The organism is Mycobacterium parascrofulaceum ATCC BAA-614 (genome assembly GCF_000164135.1).
Taxonomy (GTDB): Bacteria; Actinomycetota; Actinomycetes; order Mycobacteriales; family Mycobacteriaceae; genus Mycobacterium; species Mycobacterium parascrofulaceum.
Genome location: NZ_GG770562.1, coordinates 1 through 17,223, shown reverse-complemented (window position 1 = coordinate 17,223; position 17,223 = coordinate 1). Strand labels below are relative to the sequence as shown.

Genomic DNA, 17,223 nt, shown 5'->3' with positions numbered 1-17,223 from the left:
GTCGTTAACGAAATACTTGCTGCCCTGGGCAAACGGGAAACGTATCCGCCGGGTCGTCGGATACCGAGACCCCTCACTCACCGCATTTGCAGTGGTCGCTGCCTCTTGCACTATGTGGTCGCTCGTCATAACAAGATACCCCTTCCTCGAACACCCGGTTTCCGATACCGACAGTACTAGGTGTTTAGTGAGACGTTACTGCGGATCGACAGGGCGCGCAAGACTCCGCAATGACGTGTAGAAGCGCTGCGTTTGAGAGCCGCATCACACCGCCGCGTACGCTGTCACCTCCACGACTCCTGCCTTTAAACTGTTTTGACAATCGGCCCAAACCGCAGTACATAGTACTAGTCGTTACGTATACTGTTTGTTCGGAAAATTGCTTACTCGGAAGCAGGGAGCGTTCAAGCTGGATACCGGCATCGAGGCTCTCAGCAACCACTCGTACGGCGCGTAACAGGGAGGCTCGCGTTTCATGTTCCGGGATACCTAGCGGTTCTAGCTGCTCTACGGGCGCCTGTGGCGACGGTGAACATCCCGGACGGGATTGGCACCCAGCGCCATGCCGTGTAGTGCAGTGGACTCTGGTTGTTACAGAAGAGGATGGGGGCGGTGTCAACGATCTGCGGAACCGGCCGTCGGCCAGTCCAAATACATTCGGAGGCGATCAGTTTATGAAGGACTTCACCAATAAAGTGGCAGTAATCACCGGCGCTGGCTCAGGTATCGGCCGTAACCTGGCGTTGAGCTTGGCTGAACAGGGGGCGCAGCTGGCGCTGTCGGACATCGATACGAGCGCGCTGGCCGATACCGCTGGTCGATGCGAGAAGGTCGGAGCTAAGGCGGTGCCGTTCGAGCTCGATGTAGCCCAACGGCCGGCAGTTTACGAACACGCAAAGAATGTCGTCAGTGAATTCGGCAGAGTGAACCTTGTTTTCAACAACGCGGGTGTGGCACTCTCGGCCGACGTGGCCGACATGGATTGGGACGACTTCGAGTGGCTGATGGGCATCAACTTTTGGGGGGTGGCCCATGGCACCAAGGCATTCATGCCGCACCTGATCGCGTCCGGCGATGGCCACATCGTCAATGTGTCATCGGTTTTCGGGTTCGTCGGGATTCCGTCACAAAGCGCCTACAATGCCGCCAAATTCGCCGTCCGCGGCTTCACCGAGGCCCTACGCCAAGAACTCCGGGCCGCCAGGCATCCGGTAGGTGTGACCTGCGTTCACCCGGGCGGGGTGAAGACCAACATCGCCGGTCACGCCCGAGGGCTGCCCGACGGCTCGGACCCCGAAACGCTTAGCCGCCTTTTCCATAGGATCGCGTTCACCAGCCCCGAATCAGCCTCGAGGGCGATACTGCGTGGGGTCAAGAAGAATAAGCCGCGGGTGCTGATCGGTCCTGACGCAAGAGTTTTCGATGCCATTCCCCGAATCCTCGGCCCTCGCTACGAGGACATCATGGCGTCGTTCTATCGCACCGGGCGCTACGGTGCGGGGCGTCGACTCGCCGAACGCCTCGGCCTGCCCAGGTAGTAAGAGCCAACCCTGACGACTGGCGAAATGATTTGCTGGTGGAGCCACAACGTTGGCATACCTGCATCCTCGTTACCAAGGTCAGGAGCCTCCGGGATTTGCAGGACGATTCATCTGGAACGACAATCCTCGACCCTACGTCTGGATCAGAACCGCCGACCAAATCCTGGCAGCATCAGCTAACTACTGCTCCAAATTAGTGACTCACAACGCTAGGCGACCGCGACCAGGTGCTGGCGCTGCGGCTCGCAGCGATAACGCGACGGCTTGCCGTTGATCTTGCAGATCCGCCACACCATTCGCGCGATCGGGTTCATCAGCCCGGTGTCGTAGCACAGCATCCGCACGTCACCGAACATGTCACGCAGCGCCTTGCGCGACTCCAGGGACCCGAAGAACACCTGCTTGCGGACCTCGCGCGGGATGTCGAATTCCTGCCAGAAGGCCTTCGGCGGGACCACGATCGCCGAGCATGCCACCCGCATAATCACCGGCACGTATAACGACAGCCAAAACCGCTTACGCCGCGGTAAGTGCGGCACACGCTTACGCAGATACTCGTGAGCAAACGAGATGTGCCGAGCCTCTTCGGCCACGTGGATGGACATCACCCGCTCCATGATCGGGTGCAGTTCCTTGCCCTCACGTAACACGTTCTTCTGAGTGTGGTCGATGGGTTCCTCACCGGCGAGGATGCCGAACCAGAACGGGATCGGCAGAGGGCTAGCGACCAGCGGGATCAGCGGCGAAAGCCACTTCAGCTGCCGCCGCATCCCAGGCACGTCGGCGCCGATGTGGTTCACCATCTCCTGAAACATCATGGTGTGGTTGCACTCTTCGACCGCCTCGTGCAGGCAGTACCGGTACTCCGGGGACCCGTTCGGCACCCAGAACGCGTACCCCATCAGGCCGCGGATGAGGACCGACTCGAAGTGCAGCCCCACCTTGGCCACATTGGCCTGACGCCACATGCCGATCCTGATTTGGCGTTCCTCCGACTGCGCCTGATACCACGGGTGCCGGCCCAGCGGGTCAGTCGCCGGCAACTTCCAGCGGGGGTCGTTGTCGACTACCGCGTACTCAGGTGCGGTCCAGTCGATGTCGATGTATGGGTTGAAATTGCGTCGCACTGAGCCCTCAGACAGGACGCGCAGCACGTCGGCATACTCGGCGTCGTCCAGCACGTCCATGTTGCGGCGCCAACGCCGCACCAACCTCGTCCGAGCGATCTTCTGGGCCATCGCCAGCCTCCTACCGAAAGTTCACATCAGAAAAGCTACTGATACGGTACCGCTGGTATCGCCAACTTTTCAAAAGCCTGTCCATTTAAGGGCTTGTACCCGCCGCAACAGGTTCGGGCCGTCGCGCAGCCACGCCACCACGAGCCTATTGAAAGTCATTTTCATTACGATATCGCCCGCTCCTAGCTCGCTTGGCAGGGGCGCGGGCACCGATGTCGCCGGAGCCGAGGTTGGGGGCATCAGCGATCAGTAATTTGTACACTATCCCGCTCGTCGCGTCCTCGAGGCACGCTCCAGCCGCTGTGTTCAAGCAGTGCGGCCGAAGTGAACCATCCTATGCACCCTCGGGGTTCTGTGAGCCGGCCGGTTGGTCGGTCACGTGTTGGGAATAGTACTGGGCTTCGGCTTCGGCGCGTGGGACTCGTCCGAGGCGGTGCATGAGCCGCTGCTGGTTGTACCAGGCGACATAGTCGGCGGTGACGTGTTCGACGTCGGACAGGGTGTTCAGCGGGCCGCGGCGAAACGGGGAATCCGCGCGCCATCATCTCCTCACTGCACACTCACACCTGTTCATCTCAAGGTGCGGCCGCCCGCGGATAACGCATGGGGACAACGATTCTGATCCTCGTGCTCAACTAGCGGCAACAGTGAAGGGCCCAACAGCGGCATCCGACGCCCGGCTCGATGCACGGCCTCGTAGGACCACAGTTGTTAGACGGCGTCGACAGGCGACCACTGCATAATTTTCATCTCCTGAGGGCGAGCGCCAGGTCAGAATGGCTCGTCCGCTGAACTACCACTTGGGCCTCCCACAACTGTGGCTCTACCGACCAGGACCAACTTTCTGACGGCAACCCACGTTCACATGTGAGCGGAGGCCCCAGCCCCCCATACCCGTCTAACCCGCCCAGCATAAGGCGGCAGTCGTCTGCCGCCAGCATGCCCTACAATTCCCAGCAAAGGTCAGCACCGCAAGGACTTCGGCCCATTCTTTGGCGGCTGCGGCCGTCTTTTCGTGACGACCTTCGGGCGCAGCGTGTCCTTGAGTGCGTTACGCACGTGATTGCGACGCCAGCCGGTGATGGCGCACAACTGGTCGAGATTCCGGCCATTGCCGGCCCTGTCCGTCCCCACGTAGCGGTTACGATCGCCTCAGCACCACCTTGCGTTGACTCACCTTCAGTACCACCAGCTGGGCCTATCCAGCGCGTTATCCTTGGCTGATCAGGTGCGCCGCACGCGCGCATTCTTAGCTGACGCGACGAGCGGGTCTACCCACGCATTTGCTGAGTCCAGGCGGCGTCTTGACAAGGCGCCCGGAGCGGCACAAAACTGGTGTCATGCGCCCACACTTAGGGCCAGTGCCACCAGTTTGTGGTTGCGGATCCTGCTGGCTCCCGCGCGTGCGGTCGCCGATGAGGCTGGTGCCATTCGGCGGCTCAGATGTGCTCACTCATGGTGCTGTCGCTGTAGTCACGAGAGCTGGCAGCGGCATTGGCCGCGGCTTTGGCGTTGAGCTTGCTCGTCGGGGTGCGCGGGTGTCTGCGCCGATATCGATCCGGGACGGGCTAAGGAGACCGTTGGACTTGTCGTCCAAGCTGGTGGTCAAGGTTCGGACATTACCTGTGATGGCAGGCCGAGAGAATGGCGCCCAGGAGCTATACCGGTGGGCTTGGTGTCATCGAGTGGGTCGCGCGGTAAATAGCCACCGGGCGATTTGAAGAACCAGATCGGAGTAGGGAAATGGCGTTCGAATACAGCGATATGCTGCAAACGATTAAAGACCGACAGTGGGCGCTTGCCGACATCGATTGGGAAGCCCCAGGCGCGGAGTTGATTACCGACGAGCAACGGCCCCACCTCAAACAATTCATGTCAGATGTGGTGTGGATCGAGCATGTCGGAGCGCGTGCTTTCGAGGCGATGGCGCCTAAGGCGCCGTTCGAGGCGTTAAGAGAGATCTACCACTACTTCCACGCCGAGGAGCAGCGGCACGCTAATGCCGAACTTGCCCTCATGCATCGCTGGGGAATGCTCGAGCCAGGAGAGACACCTGTGCCGAATAAGAATATTCGGCTGGGGATCGAGTGGATCGACCACTATAGCGATGCGCTCCCGTTGACGGTGATGAGCTCTGCGATCCCGGCGTTGGAATGCGCCCTCGACGGCGCGTTGCTGAAGTTCCTTCTAGACGAGGTGGCAGACCCGTTGTGCGGCGAGGTCTTCAGTAAGGTCAATAGTGACGAATCTCGCCATCTTGCAGTGGGTTTCCAAGTTCTCAATGACCTCGGCGCCAGCCCGGTGCGGGTGCACGTGATCGAGACGGTGGGGTCCATTATTGATCCGAGAATTCTCCTCGGCTCCCTAATGTATATACCGCTGCTCACCAGGATGATGGCTAACCTCACTGCGTGGGGCCTCTCGGAGGAGAAGCTATACAACGCGGTCACACGCTACTCGAATATCGGCGATCGAAGCGAGTTCACCCGCCGAATTCCCGCTTATCACATCCTTCGGACGCACATGTCTGCGACTATCAACCGCGCTCAACCTTTCCATTTCTTTTCCCAGGGGCTAGGTACCCTTGTCGACCATTTCCCCGTCCAGGTGTTCGGCAAACTGCCCTCCTGGGCTGGGGACATGACATACGAACCGGTTTCCAAGTGACCGATCAATCGACCGTTCTGATCGTCGGTGCCGGCTGGGGGTCAGCGAACCGTTTGCCGGCTCTTCCGGAAATGGAGTGCAGGTAAACGCTGCGGCGACTTGTTGATTGGGTCGTGTCGGTGAGCTAATACGGGCGGCGGGCAGAGGATGCAGGTTCCTACACCTTTGTCGTCTGCCTTCTGGGGAGTCCTGTGTCCGAGCCTACGTCTTGTTCTGCTGCTGTTGTTGCCGACACGATCGTGCGCACGGTCGAACTTGGGGTGACGATCACCGATGCTGCTGTCGACGGCGAGGCCACGGTGGTGTTTTGCAACTTGCTCGATGATGGCCAGCGGCATTGTCCGGGCTGCCGTCGAGACGTCAACCGTGACACTGTGATCCGCAACGTGACTGATGTGCCGGTGGTCGGGCATCCACTTCGCCTGCGGGTGCCGCGCTACCGCTGTGTCGACACCGCCTGTGAGCGGGAAGTGTTCGCCCACAACACCTCTGCGCTAGCGCGGCCAGGATGGTCGACCACCCGCAGATGCGCCCGCTACATCTGTCACCGGCTGATGATCGACCACGCCACCGTCGCCGCGGTCGCCCGCGAGCTCGGCCTGTCCTGGGACACTGTCAACACCATCGCCATGGACGCCACCCAGCTGATCGTGGCCAACGACACCGGCCGACTCGACGGCGTGCGGGTCATCGGGGTTGATGAGCATCGCTGGTCACATGTGCGTCGACCCGACTCAGAGGGCTACGTCACCGTCATCATCGACCTGACTCCCGTGCTCGATGGCACCGGCCGTGCGCGGCTGCTCGACCTGGTCCCCGGACGTTCGGCAGCCGCCTTGAGCAGCTGGCTGTCTGAGCAGAGCTAAGCGTTTCGCGAACAGGTGCAGGTCGTGGCGATGGACGGGTTCGGCGGCTACAAGACCGCGGCGACAGATCAGCTGCCTGAGGCCACCGCGGTCATGGACCCCTTCCATGTCGTCGCGCTGGCCGGCGCCAAGCTCGACCTGTGCCGCCAGCGCATCCAACAACAGACATGCGGGCACCGCGGCCGCACGGGTGACCCGCTTACCTTGTGCGGGGCACGTTGCGCACCCGCTATCCGCTGCTCAATGCGCACCAAAAAGCCCGACTGGAAGCCGTTTTCACCGATGAGGCCCACCTCGCGGTCCAACTGTGCTGGAGCTTCTACCAACGCCTGATCGCCGCCTACGCCCACCCCGACCGCCGCCGCGGCAAAACCATGATGACCACGATCATCAACACCCTGCGCCATGGCGTCCCCGACGAGCTCGAGGAACTGGCCCAACTCGGCCGCACTCTATGGCGCCGCCGCAACGACATCCTGGCCTTCTTCGACCACCACGCCTCAACGGCCCCACCGAAGCGATCAACGGCCGACTGGAAGCACTGCGCCGCAACGCGCTGGGATTCAGAAACCTAACCCACTACCGATGACGCTCACTGCTGCACAGCGGAGCCCTGCACTCACTCGTCAACGCACTCTGAATTACGAAGAGCCGCTTTGGCGTGAAGAAGGACTGCGCGTACCGCAGCGGTGACGACGCAACCGCCGCGGCAGTTCCACCGCGCCGACCACGGTCGCCGATGCGGCCAACCGGGTGTGGGCGGTCGACTTCCAGTTCGATGTCACCACCGATGGGCGGCCGCTTCACCGAGGTTGAGGTCCTAACATCTCCTTCCAACCGTCGTCTCCTATTTTGGCCGAATCTTCGATGGTGTATTTGACGCCATCGGGCCCTAGGAACTCGCCGCTTTGCGGACTATAGATAGCTGCAGCACCGCTAGGAATGTAAATGCACGGGTTCGGCTGCTGACCGTTGCACTGGACGCTCCCAGAACCTGGCCGTTGCAGTGGATCGCTTCGTGGAGGAGGCGTCCCCGTCACCCGGTCGGAAGGAAGCGGATTGATGCCGGTATCGACCGACGGAGCCGGTATGACCAAGCCGGGTTTCACCGGCTGATCACAGCGCGCCGCAGGTGCGGGGCAGCTTAGAATCTGGTTCGGATCCCCGTACCAAGGATTGGTCCCCAGCGGGACATACGGCTCTTTGCTGCGGCATTCGCGCGGCGTGGCCGCGCGCTTGCCGGGAACATCGACACAGGGATAATTACGCGCGCCGCGGACCGCGTTTTGTGCCTCCATCGGAATCTTGCAGTATCGCGTGGTCAAAAGCCCGGGAGTCTCGTCCACAAAGGATCGCCATTGCGATGCCGGCAAGAACCCCGTCAGGCAAGCAGGGGTCATATTTATTGGCGTTTGGAACGAAAGAGAAAACGTATGTGGGTAAGCAGCGGTCACTGTCTCACCGAATGCGGGAATTTGCGGAAGTATGACCAGCAATTGCTCTACATTCTTGTTGTACCGCTTGAGCAGATCGGCCACAATCGCAACATTTGCTAGGGTCTGCGGCAAAGTTTCGCGAACGTCGCCGAGCACGGCTTTAATCTGATCGGCGGTCGGCGCAACCTGGCCCAGGATGCTCTTGAGCTGTTTGTCCTTTTCCGCGGCCTGCGCGTCGAGAGTATTTAAGTTGTGCGCCCACCGCTCGATGGGATCACGCGAGTTGGCCTGGCTGTCGATGATCGGTGCTGCGTTTTGGACGATATCGTTGACGTCGCTAAGGTTTGTTTTGAAATCCCCAACGATCGATTGGGTCGAGTCGACTAGCCGCTGCAGGGCTGGGCCCAGGCCGCCGACCGCTTGAGCTGTCTCATCGAGTAGTCCGGCGATCTTGTCTTTGGGCAGGACGTCCAATGTATGGTTAACGGTATCCAGGGTCGGGCCAATTCGTTTAGGCACCGTGCTGTTAGTGATGGTCTGGCCGGGCGAGAAATACTTGGCCGGATTCTGCGCGGATACTAGGTCTATGTATTGTTCGCCGACCGCCGACACCGAATGCACGTTCGCCGAGGAGTCAATTGGGATTTTGTACTGGTCGCTGATACGCAATGTGGCCCGAACTCCTTGTTCGGTCGGCTCTACCCGAGTTACCTTTCCCACGGTGATTCCGCGGTAGGTGACGTTTGCAGTGGGATAAAGCCCTCCCGACGTGGGTAAATCCACCTCCAAACTGTACTGGCCCATCCCAACGACGCTCGGCAACCTCAGATAATGCCACCCAAGAACGCTCATGGCGAGCATCGTGACGATAGTGAACACGGTTAGCTGAAGGCGAAGGCGTCGAGTCAACATGCTGCCTACTCCTCGTCACGCTCGGGGGGTTCGTCGGCGGGGTTGGGTGCGAACCTGACATCGGGAAGCATGGTGTTCGGATCGCGGCCCCACGATTGCTCAAGCGCTCGCAGTGCGCCGGAGAACCCGGTTCCGGTGAGGAGCGCATTATCGATTGCACTCAAGGTGAGGTCCAAGGTTATCGAAACATTCATTGAGTCGCCGTGTACCACCTTCGGGATGGCGTCGGCGCTGAACGGGAGGGTCAAGGCAATCTTTAGCGTCTCGACCAGATCCATCGAAGCCCGGCTGAGTTGTTTCAGGGGACGCTGCAGTTGGCGCACGTCTTTATCCAAGTCGGGACGCGCCGCCGTCAAGGTCTGATTGAGGACGTCGCTAAACCGGCCCAACGCATTGGTCGCATCGAGGAACGGCTGTCGTTGTTCAGCGAAATGCTTTGCCAATGGGGGAAACTCGGTGAGAACGTGGTCCAGGGTGTCTGATTGCTTGGCTACATAAGTCAACAGCCGGTCTGTGGAGTCGATAGCGCGAGTGATGTCATCACGTTGCTCGTTTAGTCGGGCGGTGAAGGTGTCGAGCTTCTTGAGGAAATCATGTATCTGATCGGCCCGCCCAGTCAGCATGTTACGGACTTCACTTGCGATCACTTCGACGTTAGGGATGCCGCCACCGCGCAGCACCGCGGCAAAACTGGCCAGGACCCGCTCGGTGGTGGGATAGGCGGACGCATTCTGCAGCGGGATGATGTCGCCGTTCTTCAATAGTTGCGGTGATGGGTTGGCTGGCGACGCCAGCTCCACATGCTGTGAGCCGAGCAGGCTGGTCTGCCCGATCTTCGCGGTGGCGTTCTTCGGTAGCTTGACGCCCTTTTCTAGATCCAAGGTCAACGTCGCGATCCAGTTTTTCAGGCCGATTGCGCGTACCCTGCCGACAAAAACGTCGGCGACGCGTACCCGACTATTGGCATTCAAAGCCAGCGTTTCCGGCATCTGCACATAAATCGTATAAGAGCCGGATTCGCTTCCCGGGCCACCAGGCAGTGGCACATTAGCGATACCTCGCCAGCTAGCACACGAGGTAAGTACTGTAGCGGCCGCAAATAGCGCCACGAACCGTGACATTCCCGCCCGCATGCTCACTGGCCGGATCCTGTCGCGACTGATGCTGCGTCAGCGGCGGGTGGCGGGCCCGGCGGCGGTGGACCCATATTGGAATAGGCGTTGGGCGGCCCCGGCGGCGTCTGAAACCTTGATGGCGGCGGTGTCGTGTCCGGGCCTCCCATCAGCTCAGCGAGCGAGTCCGGTGTCAGCAAGCTTTCGGTAGCCGGTCCCACTGTGAGGCCTTGCTCACCGGGCGCTACGACCCAGCCGGGCTCGTGGTTACCATGTGACAACGGCGAGTCCGGCGCCCAAATCCCGGGGACCGTGGTGTCCTTGAACCCCGGCGGAGGCTGTAACCGAGGCTCGGAATATGCGATATGTTTGGGCAGTACAGCAGGAGTTTGGTACAGGTTGATGCCAGCCGGGGGTCCATTGAACTTGATCGCATCCAAAACCGGCGTCAAGTATTGTGCGCACAGTTCGGCAGACTCTTGGTATCCCATACGGCTGCCGGCCTGCATCGCGCTGCAGATGAACTGCAATGGGTTGGCAAAGTTTGGCAGGGCTATTGCACCTGTCAGCGCGCCGTGCGCCGGCTCATAGATTGCGAGGGCGTTGGCGGCAAAATGGGGGAAGACATGCAGCGCCGTTTCAAGCGCATTCAGCGGCTCGGGTTGAACCAGCGCGGTGGTCACATCGGCGAGGGTGTTGATGTCGTGGGTTAGCCCATCACGATTGTCCGCTAGAAGCTTTCGCAATGCGGGAAGCATATCGTCTACCTGTTGCAGTGCCTTCGCAAGCCCGGGATCTGAGCTGGTAAGTGAACTGGTAAATACGGCGAGGTCCTTATTCAAAGCGACGAAATTCCGATCATCTTTATATAGCGCGTTGACGAATAAGGCCATGCTGCGCAGCACGGCAAAGAAATCGGCACGCCCGTCATTTAGCGCGGTCAACGCTTGCGAAAGCCCGGTCAAAGTACTGTTGATCTCTTTGCCTTTGCCGGCCAAGCCGTCCGCGAAAGATTCGATGACTTCGCCGAAAGGCCCCTTGGGCTGCTCGGGCGTAGGTCCCAGCTTCGAGATAATGTCCGTGATACCATTGCGCAACTGATCCCATTCCACCGGCACCTGTGTTCGTTCGATGGGGATCACCGCATGATTTCCTAGCGATGGGCCGCCTTCATAGGGCGGTTCCAGCTGAATGACGCGCGAGGCGACCAGCGCGGGATTGAGGATCACCGCAGAGGCGTCAGCGGGCACTTTGTATTTTTTCTCGTAGTGGAAAGTCACCTTCATCTTGTCACCCGACGGCTCGACCTTGTCGATCGCGCCCACTCGCACACCCATTATCTGGACCTTGTCCCCGACATAAAGCGCGTTTGCCTCCGGGAAATACGCAACCACCGTGTTATTGGTCATTTTTTCGTAGAAATCCCGAGCAGCCAGCGTCGTAATAGACGCCAGCAGTATCACCAAGGACCCAACGATGATTGCAGTTCGCGAAAACTTCGGGAGTTGAATTTTGCGTATATCGAAAACAGTACTCAATTCTGGCTGCCTCCCGTCGCAGCGCCGCTGCCTCCTGTTCCGCCCGGGGTGATGAATGGGCCCGGCAGCTGCGGGCCCGGGCCCGGCGGGAATGGTGGTCCCGGGGGGAGTCCTGGCGCGAAGGTCGACGGCGGTGATGTCGGGCCGGCCGGCGCCAGGTTCTCGGTACGCGCGCCTGGTGGAGCTTTTACGGGAAGCCGCACCGGAGTGCCTGGCACATTCGGCGGGGGCTCGTCAGGTCGTCCGGCAATCGGGATACCGGGTGTTGGTGGCAGCCCATTAGGGTCGGGAGGTGACGTTTGGACGTCAAACGGCGCGATCGTCGACGGGCCACCGAAAGGGCCGGCGCCCAAACCCATGCAGGGAAGCGGGTTCCATGGCCGCGGCAAACCGTCCTCTGCGGGGGTGTAAGCGCACGACGCGCCTGGCGGAACCGCCGGTCCTGGATGGTCCGGGGTGCCCTCCCTTACCGGCGGAGCTGGCGGTGGCGCGCCATTGGGAAACCGGGTGCCGTTAGGATCGGGGAACTGGTAGGCGGGCAAACCAGCGCTGCGCCAGAATTGTTCAGGGTCGATCCCACGTTTCTTGAACGCCGCGTCGACCCAAGGCTGAGTCATCCAAAAAGGTGCAAGATTCAGCAGAGCCACCTTAAAGTAGGGACCCGACGCTACCGACTCCGCCAAAGCCGACGCATAATAGCTTACGTTAGGCGCCCACTCGACGAGATCTTTTTTGTGTTTGAGTAGCAGATCGCTAATCGTCCTCAATTGCTCGACAACGTTATGCAGATTCGGGTTGTCATCGATCAAACCCTTCAACTGGGCGGAAACGGCGGCGATATTGCCCAGCAAGCCGTCGATGGCACTCTTGCGCTCGTTGAACGCCGCCAGAACGATCTGCGTGTTAACCAAAATCCGATCGATTTGCTTGCTGCGATCACCGAGTATGCTTGCCACCTTCCTAGCGTCAGCAAGCAGCCGTTGGATTTGCTCGTCGCGTTTCCCTAGCGTGTCAGAGAACTTGGCCACACCATCCAGTGCTGCACTCAGATGCGGGTAAGTCTGCTCAACTGTCTGCGACAGCACATTCAGGGAGCGTTTGACTGTATTGATGTCCCAGCCGGTAGCCGCCTTCGTGACGTCGAAGAACGCGTCGTAGATCTGGTACGGGCTGGTGGTTTGCCCAAGCGGGAGTGTCGCATTTGGTTGGAGCACGCGGGAGCCTTGGGGATCGATCTCGAGCACTTTCTTCCCCAGGATGGTATCGGTACGGATCGCAAGACGGCTTTTAGATCCGATTGTATTGGAGCCGATGGAAAACTTCATGACTACATGGTTGCCATTGATCGTAAATCCCTGCACTTCGCCGACATTTACCCCAGCGATGCGAACTTTATCGCCCTTGTTCAGCCCGCCTGTGTCTTTGAACTCTCCGTAATAGGTTGCCTGGGCAAACAACATCGGAATGCTGGTGAAGCTTTGCCCTACTCCGGTCACCACCGCTGCAACGATGATTCCCATCGCCCCCATCCGATACGGATTGATTGCTTGAAGGGTTCTCACTTCGGAGTGCACCTCCCCGTCGGCTGACTCCAAAGCTTCACGGTACGGACGGGCCCGCCAGGCTGCAGGCCATCAACCTTCAGCGTGACGTCGCACGCGTAGAAATTGAAGAAGTCGCCATAAAGCCCCCCGATACCCGCGACACGCTTCGCAGATTGTGGGGCGTCCCGTAACACCCCGTCGACGTAGTCGAGCCGGTCAATTAGCGGTTGGAGGGTATTCTGCACATAGCCAACGGCCTTCTGCAGCAGTGGCCGATTGTCTGACAACAGATCCGCCAGCGTGCCGGCCACATTACCGATGTGCGCGACATTGGCCGCGAGCGGATCGGCTTGATTGCTCAACCCGGTGATCAACTTATCGACGTTGTCGATCGTTTGGTCGAATTCCTTGCGATGCTTGACCGTGGTCTCTAGCACGACGTTAAGGTTTGAGATGACTTCACCGATTGCCTGGTCACGTCCAGCGATCTGCGCGGTTAGTTGCGCCGTCTGGTCCAAGATATCGTTGATCGTGCCACCTTGGCCCTGAAACACAGTGACGATCGCGGTCGCAATCGTATTGACTTTGTCGGGATCGAGCGCGCGAAACACCGGCTTGAAACCACCGATCAGTGCATCTAAATCCAGGGCTGGCTCCGTACGTGACAGCGGGATAAACCCACCCGGCGGCAACACCCGATCCATCCCTTCACCGTCGCCGCGCTTAAGTTCTACGTAGCGCTGCCCAAGTAGGTCGGCATAGCGAATGGACGCGGTCGTCGACTGATAAAGCGGCACCGAACGGTCTACTTCGAAGTCCACACGCACCCGATGACCGCCCTCCGTGATCCGTACGCTGCTTACTTTGCCGATCTCCACCCCGGAGGCACGGACAAACTGGCCGGCGCGCAAGCCGCTCGCAGTACTGAATTCGGCCGTGTAGCTGGAGGTCTTGTTAAAGCGCAACTGGGCGAACACCACGACAATGATGACCGTCACGGCAATTAAAGTTAATACGGCAGTACTAAACTTCACTGCCGTAGCGGTGATTTTTTTCATGGGTTGATCGTGTTCTCCCCCCACTGGCGGCCCCACACGTATTCATTGGCCTGCGGTTGCGGGATTCCAAAGTGGGTGTATGGCGCGATGCTGGAACCGCTATCCGTTACCAAGTACGGAGCAGGCCACAGATCGCGGGTAATGGTCTTCCAGCATCCCGGTTTCCCGCCCGGTCCGCCGTGAGCATTCACTCGCGGCAAGTTGTCAGGATAGACGTACGCATTTGTTCCTCCCAAGATCGTGCCTGTTAACCTTACCGAGTAACCGTTGCCGCTCTCCCCATCCGTCACTTTCGGTAGCACATTAGCGCCATGGTGAAAAAGGCAGTAAAGCTCCGGACTGTAGGTGTCAAGCAGTTGAGTCACCGGCACCAGGTCGCTGACCGCATGCTGCAGGTCCGATCTGCTCTGGTCAATGATGTCGGCACCGGTGTTTCCAACCCCCACCGCGGCCAAGAGTGCGGCGTCCAGATCCTTCTTTTGCTGGTTGAAGGTACGCGCCGTGGTGACTGCGTTATCGAGGGCGCTCCAAAGATCCGGCGAGGCATCCCCGTAGATATCGGCTAAATCCGCCAACCGTTGAATATCATGGCGGATTTGAGGCATCTGCGGGTTGATGTCATCGAGTATGGTGTTTCCATTGATGATCGAAGCCCCGAATTTATCGCCTTGCCCATTTAACGCTGCAGCCACCGCCGAAAGCGTTAAGTTCACCTTGACCGGATCCACCTTCTCTGAAATCTGCATGACCGTCTCGAACAACGTGTTAAACTCCGTTGTTTCCGACCTCACCACAATTATGTCAGCCGGTGTAACCTTCCGGGCCACAGGTTGTTTGGGCGAACTCAACGACACGTACTTGTTGCCAAACACCGTGGTGGCTGTAATTTCGGCATTTACGTTTAGCGCGATCAGCCCGGCGTATTTTGGCGCAATTTCCAGCAGCAGCTTGGCCGCCGGCTTTCCGTCACGCTCCACCTCGCTGATGCTGCCCACCCGGCCGATCTCCACCCCGTTGTAAGTGACTTTCGCCCCCCGATCCAAGACCAAACCCGACCGGCTAGCCAATGCTGTTAAGGTTATCTTGGGTGTGAAGCCACCCCGGAACTGGACCCAGACGACGATCAGCACGACCGCGGTGATGAGCCACAAAGCCAGCCCCGCTAACTTTCGGACCGAAATAAGTCGCCGTAGCCGCTTGCTTGTGGTTGCCATAATAATTTACACCGTGAGATTGAAGTTGGGGTTGACGCCGTAAATCGCTAACGAAGCCATTAGCACGACCATTACGATGGCGATTAGCGATGCGCGCATCGATCTCCCGACTGCCACGCCGACTCCAACCGGACCGCCGCTGGCGTTGTATCCGTAGTAGCAGTGGTTCAACATCACGACTGCCGAAATGGCGACCGTCTCCGCAAGAGAGTACCAGAAGTCGTTAACCCTCAGGAAAGTGTTGAAGTAATGGTCATACGTTCCGATTGATTGCGCATAGAACAAAGTTGTCACCAGCTGGGCGGAAAAGAACGAGAGGAGGACCGCGACCGAATATAGTGGGATAGTGACGATGAAGGCGCCAATAACTCGGGTAGATACCAAATACGAAACTGATTTGATTCCCATCACCTCAAGCGCATCAATCTCCTCGCTGATCCGCATGGCGCCCAATTGCGCTGTAGCACCGGCCCCGACGGTCGCGGCTAAAGCAGTGCCAGTTACGATTGGCGCCACCACACGCACATTCGCTAGCGCGGCGAAGAAACCGGTGAACGCCTCAACGCCGATATTGCCTAGCGAGGCGAACCCTTGAATCGCAATCAGCGAACCGGCCGATAGCGTCACAAAGCCGATGATCGCCACCGTGCCGCCGACGGCGGCCATTGCGCCAGTGCCCATGCCGATCTCGGCGATCAGGCGCAAGACTTCCTTTCGGTAATTCTTTAGGGTAAACCCGAGATAACGGAGCACTTCGCCGACGAACAGCGCGACATCACCAGAGGCGTCGAGCGCACGGCCAGGAGCGCCGACCCATCCGGCGCCTAGCTTCCAAGCGCGTGGGAAACGTGATTGCACGACCGTCGGGGAAGCCAATCTCAACGCCCCGTTCCGAACCGCACACCAATGGTAGTCAGCACCACGTTGACCGCAAATAATGCGACCACCGCAAGAACCAACGTTTCGTTGACTGCTGTGCCCACCCCTTTGGCTCCCCCGCCGGCTGTCAACCCGCGGTAGCAACCCACCAGCCCGGCAATAAGCCCGAATAAGGTGGCCTTCACAATCGAGATCAGCACCTCGGGCAATCCAGTAATCAAGGTTAGGGTCGAAACGTATGCGCCGGCCGAAACATTCTGGATATACACACCGAACAAGAACCCGCCGACCAGCCCGATACTGATCACCGCGCCATTGAGCAGCAGGGCTACAATGGTCGATGCAACCACCCTGGGAACTACCAGTCGATGAATCGGGTCGATGCCCAACACCTCCATCGCATCGATCTCCTCGCGAATAGTCCTAGCGCCCAAATCCGCACAAATCGCAGTAGAACCTGCGCCAGCGACCACGAGCACCGTCACAAGGGGGCCCAGTTGAGTGACGGCGCCGAGCGCAGCCCCAGCGCCGGAGACGTCGGCGGCCCCAAATTCGGCCAATAAGATATTCAGCGTAAAGATGATTAGCACGGTGAGCGGAATTGCGACCATAACGGTTGGCAGGAACGACACACCGAGTAGAAACCAACCCTGTAGGATGAATTCGCGCCATTGGAACGGACGTGCAAGCGCCTTGCCGGTTAGCACACACATCTGAGTGAAGCTGGCCACCTGCCCTAGCGGTTTCCGCAGTTGTTCACGAAGGTATACCGACAAACCGTTGGATGCCGTCACCGATGCCCCTCGACAACAGCACCACGTGCGTCGCGCTGCAGCAGCCGATCAACGTACAGCGCGACCGCCGAAACCGTGACCAGCAGACCATACTGGGTGGTAGCGCTCAACCCATCGCTCGCGCCAGAGATGTCCGTTGTGCCGACGTTGCACAACAACACGTTGAGCGTGAAGATGCTTAGCGCCGCCAGGGACGAAGAAGCTGCGATGGTTGGCAGGGTCGACATCTGCATCAAAAACCGCAACTTGGACGATGAACTCAAACCATTGGAACGGCCTCTCAGCACGGCCTTTTGCCGAATTGAAATGGCATCTGCGAAAACACGCCGCCAGCTCCCAACGCTGGAAAAGGTCTGATCCCGGACGTCTTCGACGAGAATGACTCTGGCCGTGATCACCGGGTCATCCATAGGTCGCGAACCCA

At 59.3% G+C, this 17,223-nt stretch carries 11 protein-coding genes and 5 pseudogenes; 5 read left to right on the top strand and 11 right to left on the bottom strand.

The genetic code is table 11. The features are described from left to right. The first annotated feature begins 674 nt into the window (after positions 1–674). A complete protein-coding gene (locus HMPREF0591_RS28420; RefSeq protein WP_007172270.1) occupies positions 675–1,538 on the top strand; it encodes an SDR family NAD(P)-dependent oxidoreductase in 864 nt (287 codons plus the stop codon). Positions 1,539–1,750: 212 nt separating this feature from the next. On the opposite strand, the gene HMPREF0591_RS28415 is transcribed toward HMPREF0591_RS28420, so the two are convergent. Together HMPREF0591_RS28415 and HMPREF0591_RS31635 are read right to left on the bottom strand one after the other, a co-directional pair. Beyond that, the gene (locus HMPREF0591_RS28415) at positions 1,751–2,767 is read right to left on the bottom strand and encodes an AurF N-oxygenase family protein (protein ID WP_033721575.1); all 1,017 of its coding nucleotides are present in this window, start codon (positions 2,765–2,767) and stop codon (positions 1,751–1,753) included. A 346-nt stretch (positions 2,768–3,113) separates the two neighbouring features. Further along, a pseudogene (locus HMPREF0591_RS31635) lies at positions 3,114–3,317 on the bottom strand (IS3 family transposase); the annotation flags it as partial. Between the two features lie 877 nt (positions 3,318–4,194). Between HMPREF0591_RS31635 and HMPREF0591_RS34595 the strand changes: the two are divergent. From HMPREF0591_RS34595 to HMPREF0591_RS31625, 4 genes and pseudogenes are all read left to right on the top strand, one after another. Continuing rightward, positions 4,195–4,409: pseudogene (locus HMPREF0591_RS34595) on the top strand (SDR family NAD(P)-dependent oxidoreductase); the annotation flags it as partial. A 113-nt stretch (positions 4,410–4,522) separates the two neighbouring features. Continuing rightward, positions 4,523–5,446, top strand: a complete 924-nt coding sequence (locus HMPREF0591_RS28410) for a ferritin family protein (protein ID WP_007172267.1) — start codon at positions 4,523–4,525, stop codon at positions 5,444–5,446. Positions 5,447–5,682: 236 nt separating this feature from the next. Beyond that, positions 5,683–6,901 (top strand): annotated as a pseudogene (locus HMPREF0591_RS28405) (ISL3 family transposase). Positions 6,902–6,966: 65 nt separating this feature from the next. Continuing rightward, positions 6,967–7,116 (top strand): annotated as a pseudogene (locus HMPREF0591_RS31625) (IS3 family transposase); the annotation flags it as partial. Here the strand turns inward: HMPREF0591_RS31625 and HMPREF0591_RS31620 are convergent. From HMPREF0591_RS31620 to HMPREF0591_RS30515, 9 genes and pseudogenes are all read right to left on the bottom strand, one after another. Further along, positions 7,116–8,660: an MCE family protein gene (locus HMPREF0591_RS31620; RefSeq protein ID WP_007172264.1), complete on the bottom strand. Its 1,545-nt coding sequence runs from the start codon at positions 8,658–8,660 to the stop codon at positions 7,116–7,118. The pseudogene HMPREF0591_RS31625 and the gene HMPREF0591_RS31620 sit on opposite strands and share 1 nt — an antisense overlap. Before the next feature lie 5 nt (positions 8,661–8,665). Next, a complete protein-coding gene (locus tag HMPREF0591_RS28400; protein ID WP_033721559.1) occupies positions 8,666–9,793 on the bottom strand; it encodes a virulence factor Mce family protein in 1,128 nt (375 codons plus the stop codon). 2 nt (positions 9,794–9,795) lie between these two features. Further along, positions 9,796–11,310: a virulence factor Mce family protein gene (locus HMPREF0591_RS28395; protein WP_007172262.1), complete on the bottom strand. Its 1,515-nt coding sequence runs from the start codon at positions 11,308–11,310 to the stop codon at positions 9,796–9,798. Further along, positions 11,307–12,872 carry a virulence factor Mce family protein gene (locus tag HMPREF0591_RS31615; protein WP_007172261.1) on the bottom strand — a complete coding sequence of 522 codons (1,566 nt, stop codon included), beginning with the start codon at positions 12,870–12,872 and terminating at the stop codon, positions 11,307–11,309. Before HMPREF0591_RS31615 ends, HMPREF0591_RS28395 begins: the two co-directional genes overlap by 4 nt. Continuing rightward, the gene (locus tag HMPREF0591_RS28385) at positions 12,869–13,912 is read right to left on the bottom strand and encodes an MCE family protein (protein WP_007172260.1); all 1,044 of its coding nucleotides are present in this window, start codon (positions 13,910–13,912) and stop codon (positions 12,869–12,871) included. Before HMPREF0591_RS28385 ends, HMPREF0591_RS31615 begins: the two co-directional genes overlap by 4 nt. Beyond that, on the bottom strand, positions 13,909–15,126 hold the full coding sequence (locus HMPREF0591_RS28380; RefSeq protein ID WP_007172259.1) for an MCE family protein: 1,218 nt from the start codon (positions 15,124–15,126) through the stop codon (positions 13,909–13,911). Before HMPREF0591_RS28380 ends, HMPREF0591_RS28385 begins: the two co-directional genes overlap by 4 nt. Before the next feature lie 6 nt (positions 15,127–15,132). Continuing rightward, the gene (locus HMPREF0591_RS28375) at positions 15,133–15,894 is read right to left on the bottom strand and encodes an ABC transporter permease (protein ID WP_371869965.1); all 762 of its coding nucleotides are present in this window, start codon (positions 15,892–15,894) and stop codon (positions 15,133–15,135) included. A gap of 110 nt (positions 15,895–16,004) precedes the next feature. Next, positions 16,005–16,718, bottom strand: coding sequence for an MlaE family ABC transporter permease (locus HMPREF0591_RS28370; protein WP_085981747.1), 714 nt, complete (start codon positions 16,716–16,718; stop codon positions 16,005–16,007). A gap of 77 nt (positions 16,719–16,795) precedes the next feature. Then, a pseudogene (locus HMPREF0591_RS30515) lies at positions 16,796–17,223 on the bottom strand (hypothetical protein); the annotation flags it as partial.

Bases quoted from the DNA above. Each gene is read 5' to 3' on its own strand.
- HMPREF0591_RS28400 (WP_033721559.1), bottom strand. From the start codon at position 9,793: ATGCGGGCGGGAATGTCACGGTTCGTGGCGCTATTTGCGGCCGCTACA.
- HMPREF0591_RS31620 (WP_007172264.1), bottom strand. From the start codon at position 8,660: ATGTTGACTCGACGCCTTCGCCTTCAGCTAACCGTGTTCACTATCGTC.
- HMPREF0591_RS28420 (WP_007172270.1), top strand. From the start codon at position 675: ATGAAGGACTTCACCAATAAAGTGGCAGTAATCACCGGCGCTGGCTCA.
- HMPREF0591_RS28380 (WP_007172259.1), bottom strand. From the start codon at position 15,126: ATGGCAACCACAAGCAAGCGGCTACGGCGACTTATTTCGGTCCGAAAG.
- HMPREF0591_RS28385 (WP_007172260.1), bottom strand. From the start codon at position 13,912: ATGAAAAAAATCACCGCTACGGCAGTGAAGTTTAGTACTGCCGTATTA.
- HMPREF0591_RS28410 (WP_007172267.1), top strand. From the start codon at position 4,523: ATGGCGTTCGAATACAGCGATATGCTGCAAACGATTAAAGACCGACAG.
- HMPREF0591_RS28370 (WP_085981747.1), bottom strand. From the start codon at position 16,718: ATGTGTGTGCTAACCGGCAAGGCGCTTGCACGTCCGTTCCAATGGCGC.